This is a genomic window from Streptomyces sp. NPDC048521 (assembly GCF_043199855.1).
GTDB lineage: Bacteria > Actinomycetota > Actinomycetes > Streptomycetales > Streptomycetaceae > Streptomyces.
The window spans coordinates 21,329-37,823 of record NZ_JBICWR010000019.1 but is presented as its reverse complement, the minus strand read 5'-3'; the positions used below and the strand labels follow the sequence as shown (position 1 = coordinate 37,823).

Annotated in this window: 12 protein-coding genes; 2 read left to right on the top strand and 10 right to left on the bottom strand. The window is 73.0% G+C overall.

The window, feature by feature from the left end; translation table 11 throughout:
* The first annotated feature begins 13 nt into the window (after positions 1-13).
* Complete coding sequence (locus ACGFRF_RS33420) at positions 14-853, top strand: peptidoglycan recognition protein (protein WP_393746431.1); 840 nt, start codon at positions 14-16, stop codon at positions 851-853.
* 313 nt (positions 854-1,166) lie between these two features.
* Here ACGFRF_RS33420 and ACGFRF_RS33415 read toward each other — a convergent pair whose 3' ends face one another.
* The 8 genes from ACGFRF_RS33415 to ACGFRF_RS33380 all read right to left on the bottom strand — a co-directional run bounded on the left by ACGFRF_RS33415 (position 1,167) and on the right by ACGFRF_RS33380 (position 13,143).
* The gene (locus ACGFRF_RS33415) at positions 1,167-1,685 is read right to left on the bottom strand and encodes a DUF4240 domain-containing protein (RefSeq protein ID WP_393746657.1); all 519 of its coding nucleotides are present in this window, start codon (positions 1,683-1,685) and stop codon (positions 1,167-1,169) included.
* 56 nt (positions 1,686-1,741) lie between these two features.
* On the bottom strand, positions 1,742-2,818 hold the full coding sequence (locus ACGFRF_RS33410) for a helix-turn-helix transcriptional regulator (RefSeq protein WP_393746429.1): 1,077 nt from the start codon (positions 2,816-2,818) through the stop codon (positions 1,742-1,744).
* Positions 2,819-2,970: 152 nt separating this feature from the next.
* Positions 2,971-5,682: a pyruvate dehydrogenase (acetyl-transferring), homodimeric type gene (gene aceE, locus ACGFRF_RS33405; protein ID WP_393746427.1), complete on the bottom strand. Its 2,712-nt coding sequence runs from the start codon at positions 5,680-5,682 to the stop codon at positions 2,971-2,973.
* A 258-nt stretch (positions 5,683-5,940) separates the two neighbouring features.
* Positions 5,941-6,564: a GntR family transcriptional regulator gene (locus tag ACGFRF_RS33400; protein WP_393746425.1), complete on the bottom strand. Its 624-nt coding sequence runs from the start codon at positions 6,562-6,564 to the stop codon at positions 5,941-5,943.
* A 275-nt stretch (positions 6,565-6,839) separates the two neighbouring features.
* A complete protein-coding gene (gene sucB / locus ACGFRF_RS33395) occupies positions 6,840-8,675 on the bottom strand; it encodes a 2-oxoglutarate dehydrogenase, E2 component, dihydrolipoamide succinyltransferase (RefSeq protein ID WP_393746423.1) in 1,836 nt (611 codons plus the stop codon).
* A 61-nt stretch (positions 8,676-8,736) separates the two neighbouring features.
* A complete protein-coding gene (lpdA, locus tag ACGFRF_RS33390; RefSeq protein ID WP_393746421.1) occupies positions 8,737-10,125 on the bottom strand; it encodes a dihydrolipoyl dehydrogenase in 1,389 nt (462 codons plus the stop codon).
* A 293-nt stretch (positions 10,126-10,418) separates the two neighbouring features.
* Complete coding sequence (locus tag ACGFRF_RS33385; protein WP_393746419.1) at positions 10,419-11,972, bottom strand: leucyl aminopeptidase; 1,554 nt, start codon at positions 11,970-11,972, stop codon at positions 10,419-10,421.
* A 385-nt stretch (positions 11,973-12,357) separates the two neighbouring features.
* A complete protein-coding gene (locus ACGFRF_RS33380; RefSeq protein ID WP_393746417.1) occupies positions 12,358-13,143 on the bottom strand; it encodes an adenosylcobinamide-GDP ribazoletransferase in 786 nt (261 codons plus the stop codon).
* 60 nt (positions 13,144-13,203) lie between these two features.
* Between ACGFRF_RS33380 and ACGFRF_RS33375 the strand changes: the two genes are divergently transcribed.
* Complete coding sequence (locus ACGFRF_RS33375; RefSeq protein WP_393746415.1) at positions 13,204-13,968, top strand: hypothetical protein; 765 nt, start codon at positions 13,204-13,206, stop codon at positions 13,966-13,968.
* Here the strand turns inward: ACGFRF_RS33375 and ACGFRF_RS33370 are convergent.
* Complete coding sequence (locus ACGFRF_RS33370) at positions 13,908-14,651, bottom strand: hypothetical protein (protein ID WP_393746413.1); 744 nt, start codon at positions 14,649-14,651, stop codon at positions 13,908-13,910. The two genes, ACGFRF_RS33375 and ACGFRF_RS33370, sit on opposite strands and share 61 nt — an antisense overlap.
* A gap of 34 nt (positions 14,652-14,685) precedes the next feature.
* Positions 14,686-16,482, bottom strand: coding sequence for a phosphatidylglycerol lysyltransferase domain-containing protein (locus ACGFRF_RS33365; RefSeq protein ID WP_393746411.1), 1,797 nt, complete (start codon positions 16,480-16,482; stop codon positions 14,686-14,688).
* Positions 16,483-16,495 lie beyond the last annotated feature (13 nt).

Genomic DNA, 16,495 nt, shown 5'->3' with positions numbered 1-16,495 from the left:
CGAGAGTGGGATCATGCGTGTCCTCCGAAGAGCCCCGGGGCCACCGAGACGACGCGGCGCACGGGTCCCGGGCGCCCTGCCGGTGCTGCTCGGCTGCCTGCCCGGCCTGCTGGCCTGCCTCGCACTGCCCCTGTGCGCCCGCGAAGTCGAGCACTCCGTCACGAGCCGATCCGACCGCCTCGCCGCGGCCCGCCCCGCCGGTGCCCGGCCCCCGGCCGCCCACCGCGCCGCCCGGCCGCCCATCCGGCCCCGCTCGGCCTGGCTGGACCGCACCACCGGGCACACCCAGCCGCCCCCGCGCTACGACGACCGGGTGGTCGCCGTCTTCCTCCACCACACCGACTCGCCCAACGGCTACGACTGCGCCGACGCGCCCCGCATCATCCGCCACCTGTACGCCGGCCAGACCGGCACCCGCCACTGGGACGACATCGGCTACCACTTCCTCGTCGACCGCTGCGGCACCATCTACGAGGGCCGCGCCGGAGGCTCCGACCGGCCCGTCACCGGCGCCCACGCCCAGGGCTTCAACCACCGCACCACCGGCATCGCCGCCCTCGGCACCTTCACCGCCGGCGTCCCCGTGCCCCGGGCCATGACCGACGCCATCGCCGCCCTGGCCGCCTGGAAGCTCGGCCTCGCCGGCATCGACCCGCGCAGCAGCGTCCGCCTGGTCTCCAGCAACGGCCTCAGCCGCTACAAGACGGGCAGCAGCGCCACCCTGCCCGCGGTGTCCGGCCACAACGAGGGCTTCATGACCAGCTGCCCCGGCGCGGCCCTCACCGCCCGCCTCCCCGAGATCCGGGCCACCGCGGCCCGGCTGCAGGGCCGGACGCCCACAGGGACGCCGTAGCCACGCAGCCCGCTGCGAGCACCGCCCCCTACGGTCGAGGACGACACAAGCCGACCGGAGGTGGGGAGCCAGCCATCGACAGCAGCCGTACGCACTCCGCGCGGGAACGGGCCGACCGGCCCCGGACCGCGCGCGGCCCCTGGGCGGTGGTCTGCGCGGTCGTGACCGTCGTCCTCGGCCCGGCGGCGGTCACCGCGTCCGCCCTCGACCAGGCCGACGCCGCCCGCAGCACCGCGCGGTGAAGGCCGACCGGCCCCAGGCCCGCCCGCCGACGGACACCAGCCGCGGGCGCACGACGGCATGAGACCGGCGGTCAGTCCTTGAAACGCTCCCACAGCCGCGGATACCGCTCCGCCAGCGCCCGCTCGTTCTCGAGGTCCAGGGGCCTGCCCGCAGGCTCGGCGGGGGCCGGGGCGATGCCCAGGTCGGGCGCGACGGTGCCGGTCAGCTGCTCGTAGGCCTCGTCCGCCGCGTAGCCCAGCTCCTCGCCGTCGCCGTCGATCTCCTCGTCGAACTCGTCCAGCAACTCGGCCAGGGAGTCCGGGTCGTGCAGGGCGCCCTCGTACACCTCCCGGCCCTGGCCGATCAGCCAGCACCGGAAGAAGTCGAACGCGTCGTCGCTGCACCCGTCCAGCAGCACCCAGGCGGCGCCCCACAGGTCCCACCGGTAGGCGCGGTTGTAGCGGGCCTCGAAGTGACGGGCGAAGTCCAGGACCAGGTCGGGGTCCAGCCGGAGCAGCCGCTCCACCAGCAGGTCGGCCTGCTCCTCCGGGTCGCCCTCGGCGGCCGCGCGGGTGGCGTCGATCAGCTCCCAGAACTCCGTCTCGTCCATCACGGCACCAGCATCGGGCCTCGGCCGGTGGCCCGCACGCGGAGTACCGCGGATCGTTACCCGGCATCTCGGCAGCCGGGGTTCGCGCGCCGGTACAGCGCCGCGATCCGGGCCGCGTCCGCGGCGAACCGCTCCCGCAGGCCCGCCGGTGCCAGCACCTCCGCCTCCGGGCCGAGCGCGGTCAGCTGGGTGTGCGCGACCTCCTCCGACTCCACCGGCAGGGTCACCGTCACCCGGCCCTCGGCGTCCGGCTCGCCCAGGCCGCCGAGCGCCTCCCGCGCGGACAGCGGATCGACGGCGTACGGCAGCCTGCGCACACCCTCCGGGGACAGCCGTACGACGACCTCGGCGCGCAGGATCGACCGCGCGAACCGCTCGGCCTGCGCCGCCCAGTGGCCGGGCAGGTCGAAGTCCGGATCGCGGCCGAAACGCTCGTCCAGGATGTCCAGACCGGTGAACCGGTCGATCCGGTAGGTCCGGAACGAGCCCCCGCCGGCCACCCGCGCGCACAGGTACCAGACGCCCGCCTTCAGCACGAGACCGTACGGCTCCAGGGTCCGCTCCACCTCGCCGGAAGCCTCATGGCCGCTCCGCCCGCGGGGCGCCTCGGCCGCTGCCGAGGCGCCGGCGCGCCCCTCCGGCTTCGCGCCCGGGCGCCGGTACCGGGCGATGACGCACCGGTCCGCCCACACCGCCTCGGCGAGCACGGGCAGCAGCGCGGGTGTCTCCGGCTCCCGGAACCAGGCGGGCGCGTCCAGGTGGAAGCGCTGGGCGGCACTGTCCGGGGCGTCCCGCAGGGAGGGCAGCAGCGCGGCCGACACCTTCAGCCGGGCCGCCGAGGCGGCGTCCTCAAGACCCATCTCCCTGAGCGCCCCCGGCACCCCGCTCAGGAACAACGCCTCGGCCTCGCTGCGGGCCAGCCCCGTCAGCCGCGTCCGGTATCCCCCGACCAGCCGGTACCCACCGGCCCGCCCCCGGTCGGCGTACACCGGCACCCCCGCCTCCGACAGCGCCTGCGCGTCCCGGGTGACCGTCCGCTCCGACACCTCGAGCTCCCGCGCGAGTTCGGCAGCGGTCATGGCGGGCCGGGACTGCAGGAGGAGCACCATCTTGATGAGGCGGGCGGCACGCATGCCTCTCATGATGCCGGGCCGCCTTCGAGGGCGGGGAACGCGGAAGCGGCGGACGCGAAGCTGCGTGCACCCTCTCGTCCGCCGCGACGGCGCTCGGCCCCGATGTGCGGTGACCGGCGGTACCGAACCGCCGGTCACCCCCGTCGGCCGTCCTACAGGCCGTACTTCTCCCGGGCCTCCTTGACCGCCGTCGCCTTGACCTCGCCGCGCCTGGCGAGCTGGGCCAGGGCCGCGACGACGATCGACTGGGCGTCGACGCCGAAGTGGCGGCGAGCCGCCTCACGGGTGTCGGAGAGACCGAAGCCGTCGGCGCCCAGGGAGGACCAGTCCTGCTCGACCCACTGCGCGATCTGGTCGGGGACCTGGCGCATGTAGTCGCTGACGGCCAGCACCGGACCCTCGGCACCCTGCAGCGCCTGGCGGACGTACGGCACGCGCTCCTCACCGCGCAGCAGGGCCGCGTCGGCCTCCATGGCGTCCCGGCGCAGCTCCGACCAGGAGGTCGCCGACCACACGTCCGCGGCCACGCCCCACTCCTCGGCCAGCAGTCGCTGCGCCTGAAGGGCCCAGTGGATCGCCGTACCCGAGCCCAGCAGCTGGATCCGCGGGGCGTTGGCGGGCACGGACACGCCCGCGGACTCCGCCGTGTTGAAGCGGTACAGGCCCTTGACGATGCCCTCGTCGATGCCCAGGCCCTGCGGCTTGGCCGGCTGCGGCAGCGGCTCGTTGTAGACCGTCAGGTAGTAGAAGACGTTCTGGTCCTCGCCCGGCTTGGCCTCGCCGTACATCCGGCGCAGGCCCTCACGGACGATCACCGCGATCTCGTAGGCGAACGCGGGGTCGTACGTCAGCGCGGCCGGGTTGGTCGCGGCGATCACCGGGGAGTGGCCGTCGGCGTGCTGGAGGCCCTCGCCCGTCAGGGTCGTCCGGCCCGCCGTCGCGCCGACGAGGAAGCCGCGGCCGAGCTGGTCGCCGAGCTGCCACATCTGGTCGGCGGTGCGCTGCCAGCCGAACATCGAGTAGAAGATGTAGAACGGGATCATCGCCTCGCCGTGCGTCGCGTACGCGGTGGACGCGGCGATGAAGTCGGCCATCGAACCGGCCTCGGTGATCCCCTCGTTGAGGATCTGGCCGTTCTTGGCCTCCTTGTAGTACATCAGCTGGTCGCGGTCGACCGGCTCGTACGTCTGGCCCTTGGGGGAGTAGATACCGAGGGAGGGGAACAGGCTCTCCATGCCGAAGGTGCGCGCCTCGTCGGGGACGATCGGCACCCAGCGCTTGCCCGTCTCCTTGTCGCGGACCAGGTCCTTGACCAGGCGGACGAAGGCCATGGTGGTGGCCACGTTCTGGGAGCCGGAGCCCTTGTCGAAGGAGGCGAAGGCCTTCTCGGCGGGGGCGGGCAGCGGGGCCAGGGCGTGGGTGCGGCGGGCCGGGGCCGGGCCGCCGAGGGCCGCGCGGCGCTCCTGGAGGTAGCGGACCTCGGGGGAGTCGGCGCCCGGGTGGCCGTAGGGGACCACGCCGTCGGCGAAGTCGCTGTCCTTGATCGGCAGCTCCAGCAGGTCGCGCATCGCCTTGAACTCGTCCACCGTCAGCTTCTTCATCTGGTGGTTGGCGTTCTTCGACGCGAAGCCCTCGCCGAGGGTGTGGCCCTTGACCGTCTGGGCCAGGATCACGGTCGGCGCGCCCTTGTGCTCGACGGCGGCCTTGTAGGCGGCGTAGACCTTGCGGGCCTCGTGTCCACCGCGCGAGAGGTGGAAGCACTCGAGGATCTTGTCGTCGCTCAGCAGCTTCGCCATCTCCGCCAGTGCCGGGTCGGCACCGAAGAAGTCCTGGCGGATGTAGGCGGCGTCGCGGGTCTGGTACGTCTGGATCTGCGCGTCCGGTACCTGGCGCAGGCGGCGTACGAGCGCGCCGGTGGTGTCGAGGGCGAACAGCTCGTCCCAGGCCGAGCCCCACAGCGTCTTGACGACGTTCCAGCCGGCGCCGCGGAACTGGGCCTCCAGCTCCTGCACGATCTTGAAGTTGGCGCGGACCGGGCCGTCGAGGCGCTGCAGGTTGCAGTTGATGACGAAGGTGAGGTTGTCCAGCTCCTCACGGGCGGCGAGCGCGAGGGCCGCGGTCGACTCGGGCTCGTCCATCTCGCCGTCGCCGAGGAAGGCCCAGACGTGGGACGCGGAGACGTCCTTGATGCCGCGGTTGGTGAGGTAGCGGTTGAAGCGCGCCTGGTAGATCGCCGAGAGGGGGCCGAGGCCCATGGAGACCGTCGGGAACTCCCAGAGCCAGGGCAGGCGGCGCGGGTGCGGGTACGACGGCAGGCCGTTGCCGCCGGCCTCCTGGCGGAAGTTGTCGAGGTGCGCCTCGGTCAAGCGGCCGTCGAGGAAGGCGCGGGCGTAGATACCGGGGGAGGCGTGGCCCTGGATGTACAGCTGGTCGCCGGAGCCGGCCGCTTCCTGGGATTCCTTGCCCTTGAAGAAGTGGTTGAAGCCGGTCTCGTACAGCCAGGCCGCGGAGGCGAAGGTGGCGATGTGGCCGCCGACGCCGTACTTCGAGCCGCGGGTCACCATCGCGGCCGCGTTCCAGCGGTTCCAGGCGGTGATCCGGGCCTCCATCTCCGGGTCACCGGGCAGGCCCGGCTCGGCGGAGGTGGGGATGGTGTTGACGTAGTCCGTCTCGAGGAGCTTCGGCAGCGCGATGCCGCCCGCCTCGGCGCGCTCCAGCGTGCGGCGCATCAGGTATGCGGCGCGGTGCGGCCCGGCCTCCCTGGCGACGGCGTCGAGCGAGGCCTGCCACTCGGCGGTCTCCTCGGGGTCGCGGTCCGGGAGCTGGTCGAGCGCGCTCGGCTGGATGGCGTTGGGGTCGGTCATGTCGCCGCCTTCCTCAGTCGAAGGGGGTTCCCTCATCGGTAAGGGTTCGGGGGTGCCCTTGGTCTTTGGCAGGACAGGGCAGGGACTTCGGTGGAAGTCCGTCGGCGACTGTAACTCCCTGATCGATGATCGATCAAAGGGTTGAGGGCAAAACTTCTCGATTACGAGAAAGTAGGCACGCGGTGCCTTTTCAGCGGGCACCCGGTGCCGTATATGACCAAGGTTTTCGCAGGTGAGCACAGGTATGCTCGCCTGCCGTCAAGCGCGCGGAGCACAGCCCAGGACGTGCGCCTTCACCAGTTCGGCGATCCGCGGATCCCGGCGCTTGAACGCCTGCACCAGTTCCTCGTGCTCCTCCGCGTACGACTGCTGGACCGTGCCCAGCCAGCGGATCGACAGCGCCGTGAAGACCTCGATGCCCAGGCCCTCCCACGTGTGCAGCAGCACCGAGTTGTCCGCCGCGCGGACCAGTTCGCGGTGGAAGCCGACCGTGTGCCGGACCTGTGCCGTGCCGTCGGCCTCGCGGTCCGCCTCGTACAGGGCCAGCACGTGCGGCTCCAGTGCCGAGCAGTCCTGCGCCAGGCGGTCGGCGGCCAGCTCCGCCGCGATGGCCTCCAGGCCGGCCCGGACGGGGTAGCTCTCCTCCAGGTCGGCCGCGGTCAGGTTCCGCACGCGGACGCCCTTGTTCGGCGCGGACTCGATCAGCCGCAGCGACTCCAGCTCGCGCAGGGCCTCGCGGACCGGCGTCTGGCTGACCTCCAGCTCCGTGGCGATCCGGCGCTCCACGATCCGCTCGCCCGGCTGCCAGCGCCCGCTGACGATTCCCTCCACGATGTGCTCGCGGATCTGTTCGCGCAGCGAGTGGACGACGGGCGTGGTCATGGGGGCTCCTTAGGGAGGGCTGACGCTAAGACAATACGGCGGGTTCGCTCCGCGGGTAGGGCGCGTCGTGGTGCTTTGGTGCAGGTGAGACGAGGCGCACACGGTGTTCCCGGCGCCTGGGGGTTCGGTGCGCGGCGCCGGCGGTCGGGTGCGGGCGGGTTTGTGACCGGTCGCGCGGTTTCCCACGCCCGGGGGAGGTGCGGCCGACCCGCCGAAAAGGCGGCGCCCCGCCCGGAAAGCTCCGGACGGGGCGCCGTACTGCCTGATCGGGGAGATCAGAGGCCGAGCTCGACCTCGAACTCGCCCGCCTCCAGGATCGCCTTGACCGCCGTCAGGTAACGGGCCGCGTCGGCGCCGTCGACCAGACGGTGGTCGTAGGAGAGGGTCAGGTAGGTCATGTCGCGGACGCCGATGACCGTGCCCTCCTCGGTCTCGATGACGGCCGGACGCTTGACCGTGGCACCGATGCCGAGGATCGCGACCTGGCCCGGCGGCACGATGATCGTGTCGAACAGCGCGCCACGCGAACCGGTGTTGGAGATGGTGAAGGTCGCACCGGACAGCTCGTCCGGGGTGATCTTGCTCGCCCGGACCTTGCCCGCCAGGTCGGCGGTGGCCTTGGCGATGCCGGCGATGTTGAGGTCACCGGCGTTCTTGATGACCGGGGTCATCAGGCCCTTCTCGGAGTCCACCGCGATACCGATGTTCTCGGTGTCGAAGTAGGTGATGGTCCCCTCGGCCTCGTTGATCTTGGCGTTGATGACCGGGTGGGCCTTCAGCGCCTGCGCGGCGGCCTTGACGAAGAACGGCATCGGGGAGAGCTTGACGCCCTCGCGGGCCGCGAAGGAGTCCTTCGCCTTGGCGCGCAGCTTCATCAGGCGGGTGACGTCGACCTCGACGACCGACGACAGCTGGGCCTGCTCGTGCAGCGCCTTGACCATGTTGTCGCCGATGACCTTGCGGATCCGCGGCATCTTGACGGTCTGGCCGCGCAGCGGGGAGACCTCGAGCGCCGGGGACTTCCTGGCCGGAGCGGCGGCAGCGGCCGGAGCCGGAGCGGCGGCGGCCTTCGCGGCCTCGGCGGCGGCGAGGACGTCCTGCTTGCGGATGCGGCCGCCGACGCCGGTGCCCTTGACGGTGGCCAGGTCGACGCCGTTCTCGGCGGCGAGCTTGCGCACCAGCGGGGTGACGTAGGCGCCCTCGTCGGTCGCCTGGGTGGCGGTCGGCGCGGTGGGCGCGGTGGCCGGGGTCACCGGGGCCGGGGCGGGCGCCGGAGCGGCCGGCACCGGCTCGGGGGCCGGGGTCGTCACCTGCTGCGGGGCCGGAGCCGTCGGCGCCTGCGGGGCCGGGGCCGGGGCGGCGGGCGCGGCCGGGGCAGCCGGAGCCGCGGGGGCCGGCGGAGCGGCCGGAGCCGCGGGGGCGGCCGGGGCAGCGGCGGCGGGTGCCGGGGCGGCCGGGGCCGGAGCGGCGGCCGGGGCGGCACCGGGGGCGCCGATGACGGCGAGCTTGGCGCCGACCTCGGCGGTCTCGTCCTCGCCGACCACGATCTCGAGCAGCACGCCGGAGGTGGGCGCCGGGATCTCGGTGTCGACCTTGTCGGTGGAGACCTCGAGCAGCGGCTCGTCGGCCTCGACGGAGTCGCCGACCGACTTCAGCCAGCGGGTGACGGTGCCCTCGGTGACGGACTCGCCGAGCGCGGGCAGGACCACGTCGGTGCCCTCGGCGCCACCGGCCGGAGCGGCAGGGGCCTCGGGGGCCTGGGCGGGGGCCGGGGCCTCGGGGGCCTGGGCGGGGGCCGGGGCCTCGGCCACCGGAGCGGCCGGGGCCGGAGCCTCGGCGGCCGCGGGGGCCGGAGCGGCAGCGGGCGCACCCGTGCCGTCGTCGATCACGGCCAGCTCGGCGCCGACCTCGACGGTCTCGTCCTCGGCGACCTTGATGGAGGCCAGCACACCGGCGGCGGGCGAGGGGATCTCGGTGTCGACCTTGTCGGTCGAGACCTCGAGCAGCGGCTCGTCGGCCTCGACGCGCTCGCCCTCGGCCTTCAGCCAGCGGGTGACAGTGCCCTCGGTGACGCTCTCACCGAGCGCCGGAAGGGTTACGGAAACCGCCATGGTTTCGGTTGCTCCTAACGAATTGCGGAAGTCTGTGTCGTCGCGCCCGTTGACCGAAGGCTCAGTCGTGGGAGTGCAGGGGCTTGCCGGCCAGCGCGAGGTGCGCCTCGCCGAGCGCCTCGTTCTGCGTCGGGTGGGCGTGGATGAGCTGGGCGACCTCCGCCGGCAGCGCCTCCCAGTTGTAGATCAGCTGGGCCTCGCCGACCTGCTCGCCCATGCGGTCGCCGACCATGTGGACGCCGACCACGGCACCGTCCTTCACCTGGACGAGCTTGATCTCGCCCGCGGTGTTGAGGATCTTGCTCTTGCCGTTGCCCGCCAGGTTGTACTTCAGAGCGACGACCTTGTCCGCGCCGTAGATCTCCTTGGCCTTGGCCTCGGTGATACCGACGGAGGCGACCTCCGGGTGGCAGTACGTCACCCGCGGGACACCGTCGTAGTCGATCGGAACGACCTTCAGACCGGCCAGACGCTCCGCCACCAGGATGCCCTCGGCGAAGCCGACGTGCGCGAGCTGGAGCGTCGGGACGAGGTCACCGACGGCGGAGATGGTCGGGACGTTGGTCCGCATGTACTCGTCGACCAGGACGTAGCCACGGTCCATGGCGACACCCTGCTCCTCGTAGCCCAGGCCCTGCGAGACCGGGCCACGGCCGACGGCGACGAGCAGGACCTCGGCCTCGAACTCCTTGCCGTCGGCGAGGGTGACCTTGACGCCGTCCTGGGTGTACTCGGCCTTCTGGAAGAAGGTGCCGAGGTTGAACTTGATGCCGCGCTTGCGGAACGCGCGCTCAAGAAGCTTCGAGCTGTTCTCGTCCTCGACCGGGACGAGGTGCTTCAGGCCCTCGATGACCGTGACGTCGGCGCCGAAGGACTTCCAGACCGAGGCGAACTCGACGCCGATGACACCGCCGCCCAGGATGATCGCGGACTTCGGCACGCGGTCCAGGACGAGGGCGTGGTCGGAGGAGATGATGCGGTCGCCGTCGATCTCCAGGCCGGGCAGCGACTTGGGCACGGAGCCGGTCGCCAGCAGGATGTGGCGGCCCTGGATGCGCTGGCCGTTCACGTCCACGGAGGTCGCGGAGGACAGCCGGCCCTCACCCTCGATGTAGGTCACCTTGCGGGAGGCGATGAGCCCCTGCAGACCCTTGTACAGGCCGGCGACGACGCCGTCCTTGTACTTGTGGACGGCCGGGACGTCGATGCCCTCGAGGGTGGCCTTGACGCCGAACTGCTCGCTCTCGCGGGCCTGGTCGGCGATCTCGCCCGCGTGCAGCAGGGCCTTGGTGGGGATGCAACCCCGGTGCAGGCAGGTGCCGCCGACCTTGTCCTTCTCGATCAGGGCGACGTCCAGGCCCAGCTGCGCCCCGCGCAGGGCCGCGGCGTAACCACCGCTACCACCGCCGAGGATCACTAGGTCGAAAACGGTGCTGGCGTCGTTCGCCACGTCACGTCCTCCATGCATGTGCGCCGTGCGCCGGTCTCCGATGACCGGCAGGCGGCTGGTGTCCGGCCGCTTGATGCTTCGGCCCTTCGGTGGGGGCCCTGTCCTGCCGGGCTCCATCTTTGCACTTGTCGGAAGGGATCGAGACGCCGGGCCGGGGTGTGAGACGTCCCACGTTCACTTCCGACGAACGGGGACGCGGCCGAGCCGAAGGGGCGCGGGGAGCGGCGTGACCGGCCCCCCGCGCCCCTGCAGTCGCCGTGCGGAACAAGGCGATCCGGGCTAGTGGACGAACATCATCCCAGGTCACCCGCGGCCGTGAGCTCCGCCAGCCGCACCAGCGTCCGCACGGCGGACCCGGTGCCGCCCTTCGGCGTGTACCCGAACGGACCCCCCTCGTTGAACGCCGGACCGGCGATGTCGAGGTGCGCCCAGGTGATCCCCTCGCCCACGAACTCGCGCAGGAACAGACCGGCGACCAGACCGCCGCCCATCCGCTCGCCCATGTTCGCGATGTCCGCGACGGAGGACTCCATGCCCTTGCGCAGGTGCTCCGGCAGCGGCATCGGCCACGCCGGCTCGCCGACCTCCTCCGCCGCCTCGTACACCGTGGAGCGGAACGCGTCGTCGTTGGCCATGACACCGAAGGTCCGGCTGCCCAGCGCCAGCATCATCGCGCCGGTCAGCGTGGCGACGTCCACGATCGCGTCCGGGTTCTCCTGCGAGGCCGCCCACAGCGCGTCGGCGAGGACCAGCCGGCCCTCCGCGTCGGTGTTGAGGACCTCGACGGTCTTGCCGCTGTACATGCGCAGCACGTCGCCCGGGCGCACGGCGGTGCCGGACGGCATGTTCTCGGCCAGCGCCAGCCAGCCGGTGACGTTGACCTCCAGGCCGAGCCGGGCGGCGACGACGACGGCGGCGAACACGGCGGCGGCACCGCTCATGTCGCACTTCATCGTCTCGTTGTGGCCGGCCGGCTTCAGGGAGATGCCGCCCGAGTCGTAGGTGATGCCCTTGCCGACGAAGGCCAGGTGCTTGTCCGCCTTGGGGTGCGTGTACGACAGCTTCACCAGGCGCGGGGCCGCGGCCGAACCGCCGCCGACGCCGAGGATGCCGCCGTAGCCGCCCTTGGTCAGCGCCTTCTCGTCGAGCACCTGCACCTTGATGCCGTGCTCCTTGGCCGCTGCCTGCGCGATGCCGGCGAACGCGGCGGGGGTGAGGTCGTTCGGCGGGGTGTTGACCAGATCGCGGGCGCGGTTCAGCTCCTCGGAGACGGCGATCGCGCGGGCGACGGCACCCTTGTGGGCGGCGTCGCGCGGCTTGCCGCCGAGCAGCGCGGCCTCGGCCAGCGGCGCCTTGCCGTTCCTGGCCCTGGCGCCCTGCGCCTGACGGTTGTTGTCCTTGTACGTGTCGAAGGAGTACGCGCCGAGCAGCACGCCCTCGCCGATCGCCTCGACGGCGCCGGGGCTGTCGACGGGCAGCGCGAACGCGGCCTTCCTGGACCCGGCGAGCGCGCGGGCGGCCACACCGGCGGCCTTGCGCAGCGCCTCGGCGTCGTAGCCGGCGTCGCTGTCGCCGGCGTTCTCGGCGTCGGGCTCCGCGCCCAGGCCCACCGCCACCACGAGCGGGGCCTTGAAGCCGGCCGGTGCGGGCAGCTTCGTCAGCTCGCCCTCGGCACCCGAGGCGCCGAGGGTCTCCAGGACGCCGGCCAGCTTGCCGTCGTATGCCTTGTCCACGGCTTCGGCGCCCGGCGCTACGACGGGGCCCTGGGCGCCCTTGGCGACACCGATCACGATCGCGTCGGCCCGCAGGCCGGGCGCCGCGGCGGTGCTGAGAGTCAGAGCAGTCACGGTGGTGAGATCTCGCTTCCGATGTGAAGTTGCTGTGGCCGATATGGGGTGGGTCGACCGGGCCCGAGAGCCGACCCTAGGCCCAGGCCCGGGGAAAGGTGGCAACCGGGGCCTTCACCCTGTCGGCGAACACCCGGGACGAGACTACGCGCGTGCGGGCGTTCGCTCATTCCAGCGGGTGTCCACCTGTGCGTGGCGCCGTGGCCACTTCTCCCTCCGGGACGCCGGTGCCCCGAGCCGCACTCGTCGGGTTCCGGCGGGCCATCTGCCTGCCCGCATGAGTTCCGACTCTTTGCGGTTGCGGCACGGATGTGCCGACCCTGACTGGTACGGCACCCAGGACGCCTTCCCGCGCGTGGCCGGTCGCGCCGTCCCCCGCGGGCGTTCAGCGGCCCAGGGACAGCACGACGAGCGTCGTCGTCGCCGCCGTCTCCGCCAGGGCGCCGAACACGTCCCCGGTGACGCCGCCGAAGCGGCGGGTGCAGCGGCGCAGCAGGAGTTCGGCGACGGCGACGCCGGCGAGGACCGCGAGGGCGGTGCGCACGCCGTCGTACCCGCCGAGGCAGGCGCCCGCCGCCCCGGCCGCGACGGCCGCGCCGCTCGCCACGGTCAGTGCCGCGCCCTTCGGGACCACCCCGGCCACCGCCGCGCCCAGCCCCTCCGGGCGGGCGGCCGGCACTCCGGTGCGCGCGGCCAGGGTGAGCGCGAGGCGGGCGGCGGTCGCCGAGACGACGGCGGCCAGCGCGCCCCGCGTCCACGAGCCGGCGTAGAGCTGGGCCAGCACGGCGACCTGGGCCAGCAGCACCAGGACGAGGGTGAGCACTCCGAACGGCCCGATGTCCGACTGCTTCATGATCCGCAGCGCGTCCTCGGCGGGCTTGCCGCTGCCGAGCCCGTCGGCGGTGTCGGCGAGCCCGTCGAGATGCAGCCCGCGGGTCAGCGCGGCGGGTACGGCCGCGGAGGCGACGGCGGCGAGCAGCGGACCGGCGCCCAGCGCGAGCAGCAGCAACCCCAGCCCGGCCGCGCAGCCGCCGACGACCAGACCGGCCACCGGGGCGGTCAGCATCCCGCCGCGTGCCGCCTCCCGATCCCACCGGTGCACCCGGACGGGCAGCACGGTGAGCGTGCCGAAGGCGAAGCGGAGGCCGTCGAGAGGGGAGGACTTGCGCACCGGCGCAGGTTATCCGGCGGTCGCGAGGCCGCCTCCCGCCCCCAGGGATAAGGTGCGCATATGGGGCACTGGTGGGTGCGGAACATCGTCGAGCCGGGCAAACTCCCGCTGCTGCTCGCCCTCGCCGCCTTCGTACTGACCTTCGCGATCACCCGGGTCGTCACCCGCCTGATCCGGGCAGGCAAGGGCCCGTTCGGCAACGTCAAGGCGGGCGAGCTGCACATCCACCACGTCGTCCCGGGCGTCGTCCTCACCGTCGCCGGCGGCTTCGGCGCGGTCGCCAGCGACCGGCACGGCGTCGGCGGGGCCGTCGCCGCCGTCCTCTTCGGCATGGGCGCCGGGCTGGTCCTGGACGAGTTCGCGCTGATCCTGCACCTGGACGACGTCTACTGGAGCGAGGAGGGCCGCAAGAGCGTCGAGGTCGTCGTGCTCACCGCCGCCCTGGTCGGCCTGCTGCTGTCCGGCTTCGCCCCGTTCGGCGTCAACGACCTGACCCAGGACGAACTGCAGGACCGCGGCGGCGTCATCGGCACCGTCGCCGCCAACTTCCTCTTCGCGCTCATGGCCCTGGGCAAGGGCAAGACCCGCATCGCGATCTTCGGGGTGATCGTGCCGCTGCTCGCGCTCGTCGGCGCCGTCCGGCTGGCCCGCCCCGGCTCACCGTGGGCCCGCCGCTTCTACGGCCGCCGTCCCCGCGCCCGCGCCAGGGCGGCCCTGCGCGCCTACCGCCACGACCGCCGCTGGGCCCGGCCGCGCCGCGCCGTTCAGGACTGGATCGGCGGCAAACCCGACCCCCGGCCGGCCCGGCTGCCCGGCCGCCGCTGAGCACGGCGCGGCCACCGGAGGGACCGCCGCGGCCCGTGCCCGTACCGCAGCGCCACCGCCAGGCACAGCACCCCCACCGCCATCAGCGCGGCCAGATGTTCCTTGCCGGCCAGGTTCTCCTTGACCAGCACCTCCACCACCATCGCCACGGTCACCGCACCCGCCGTGAGATGGGCGCCGTACCGCCAGCTCACGAACACCGCGAGCCCCACCACGGCCGCCGACGGGCCGGTGTCCACCACCTGTGCGTCGGCCCAGGGCAGCCCGAACGGGGCGTGCGGGCCGAGCGTGATCCCCACGCGCGCGTACAGCGTCCCGGCGAGCGTGGCGACGTACGCGATGACCAGCGTCCGCCACCAGCCCAGGCACAGCTCGGCGATCCCGAACACGAGCAGGATCTGCGCCAGCGCACCCCACACCGGCAGGTCCAGCGCGGGCACGAACAGCGACAGGGGAGTGCGCAGCAGGGCCGGCCACAGCGGGTCCTCGGCCCGTACGGCACCCAGGTCCTGCACCGGCTGGAACCCCCACGGCCGGTTCTGCACGTACTGCAGACAGGCCGTCAGGCACACCGCGGCGAGCGTCATCGGCAGCGCCCGCAGGCGCCTGTTCAGCAGGGGCTCGCGCACGGTGGCGTACAGCGGCCCCCACTCGGCGCGGGCCCAGCGGGCGACCGTTCCCATCAAGCGTTCCTCGTCCGTGCGGCGGTCCGTGCGGTCATCGGTGCGTGTCCAGGTGCCTGCGGTGCAGCCACTTGGGCAGTCCCGGCGCCTCCAGGAAGCCCTCGGCGCGGGCCGAGGCCAGGCCGATGCGCGGCAGGTCCGCGCTCTTCTCGAAGAGCAGGAACCGCGGCTCCCAGATGGGCCGGTACTTGGCGTTGGCGCGGTACAGCGACTCGATCTGCCACCAGCGGGAGAAGAAGCTGAGCAGCGACCGCCACAGCCTCAGCACCGGTCCGGCGCCGAGGCGAGCACCACGTTCGAAGACCGACCGGAACATCGCGAAGTTGAGCGAGACCTGCGTGATCCCGATCTCGTCGGCCCGCCGCAGCAGCTCGATGACCATGAACTCCATCAGCCCGTTGTCGGAGTCCCGGTCGCGTCGCATGAGGTCCAGCGACAGCCCGTTCGGCCCCCAGGGCACGAAGGAGAGCAGGGCCCGCAGCCGGCCGTCGGCGTCCGTGCACTCCAGCATCACGCACTGCCCGTCCTCGGGGTCCCCGAGCCGGCCGAGGGCCATGCTGAAACCGCGCTCGGTCGCCCCGTCCCGCCAGTCGTCCGCGCGCTCCACGAGATACGCCATGCCGGCCGCCGGGACGTCCTCGTGCCGCCGGATGCGCACCTGGTACCCGGCCCGTCTCACCCGGTTGTAGGCCTGCCGGACGGTCCGCATCGCCCGGCCCTCCAGCGTGAACTCGGCGACCTCCACGATCGCCTCGTCACCGAGTTCCAGCGCGTCCAGACCGTGCCGGGCGTAGACGGTGCCGGCCTCCTCGCTCGCCCCCATCACCGCCGGGATCCAGCCGTGCGCCCGCGCCTTCGCCAGCCACGGCGCGATCGCCCCCGGCCAGGCCTCCGGGTCCCCGATCGGATCCCCGGAGGCCAGGCTCACCCCACCGACCACGCGATAGGCGACGGCCGCCTTCCCGGTCGGCGACCACACCACGCTCTTCTCCCGGCGCAGCGCGAAGTAGCCGAGCGAGTCCCGCTCGCCGTGCCGGTCCAGCAGGGCCCGCAGCCGCTTCTCGTCGTCCTCGGTGAGCGGGTCGACGGCCCGCCGGGAGCGGAAGGCGGCGTAGAACACGGCGAGCACCAGGGCCGTGCTGAGCACGTTGATCACCACGTTGGCCCAGTTGGGCGGGTCGATGCCGGGGAAGCGGGACTCCTCGGCGGCCACCGACACCAGCCGCAGGGTGCCGTAGTGCCAGCGCTCCAGGAAGGTCGCACGGGCCGCGTCCGGCGCCTGGTCGGTGACCGTCACCAGCAGCCCGGCCAGCAGCGAGGCGAGCAGCCCGCCGCCGACGGCGACCGTGGCCGCGAGCCGCGGGTTGGACCGGTCGCCCTTGGCGTAGAACTCCCGGCGCCCCACCAGCAGCGCCCCGACGAAGGCGGCCGTCAGCACCAGGGAGATCCAGTTCTGCGCGTACCCCCGGATCTCCGGGAACGCCATGGCGAACGCGAACAGGGCGAGGAAGGCCCCGCTGAGCACGAGGTTCAGGATCCACGCGGCCCGCTTCCTGCGCCGCATGGTGATCGCCAGGAACGCGGTGAACACACCGGAGGCGAAGCCGGCCGTCAGCAGGTACGGGGTGAAGAAGTCGTCCTGGTTGTGCCGGCGCACGTCCTGGCCGAGCGAGACCCACACGGCGCTGAGGAAGTTGATGAACGCGACGGTCCGCAGATACCAGACGGCGAGGGCGGCGGCTTGCCGGGAAGCCCCCGTGGACCGCCGCCCCGCCTCGCTCGGGCGCCCTGGTTCGGCTTGCGGCTGCGCGGCAATTCGGGCATCTCCCATGAGCCAGGATCAT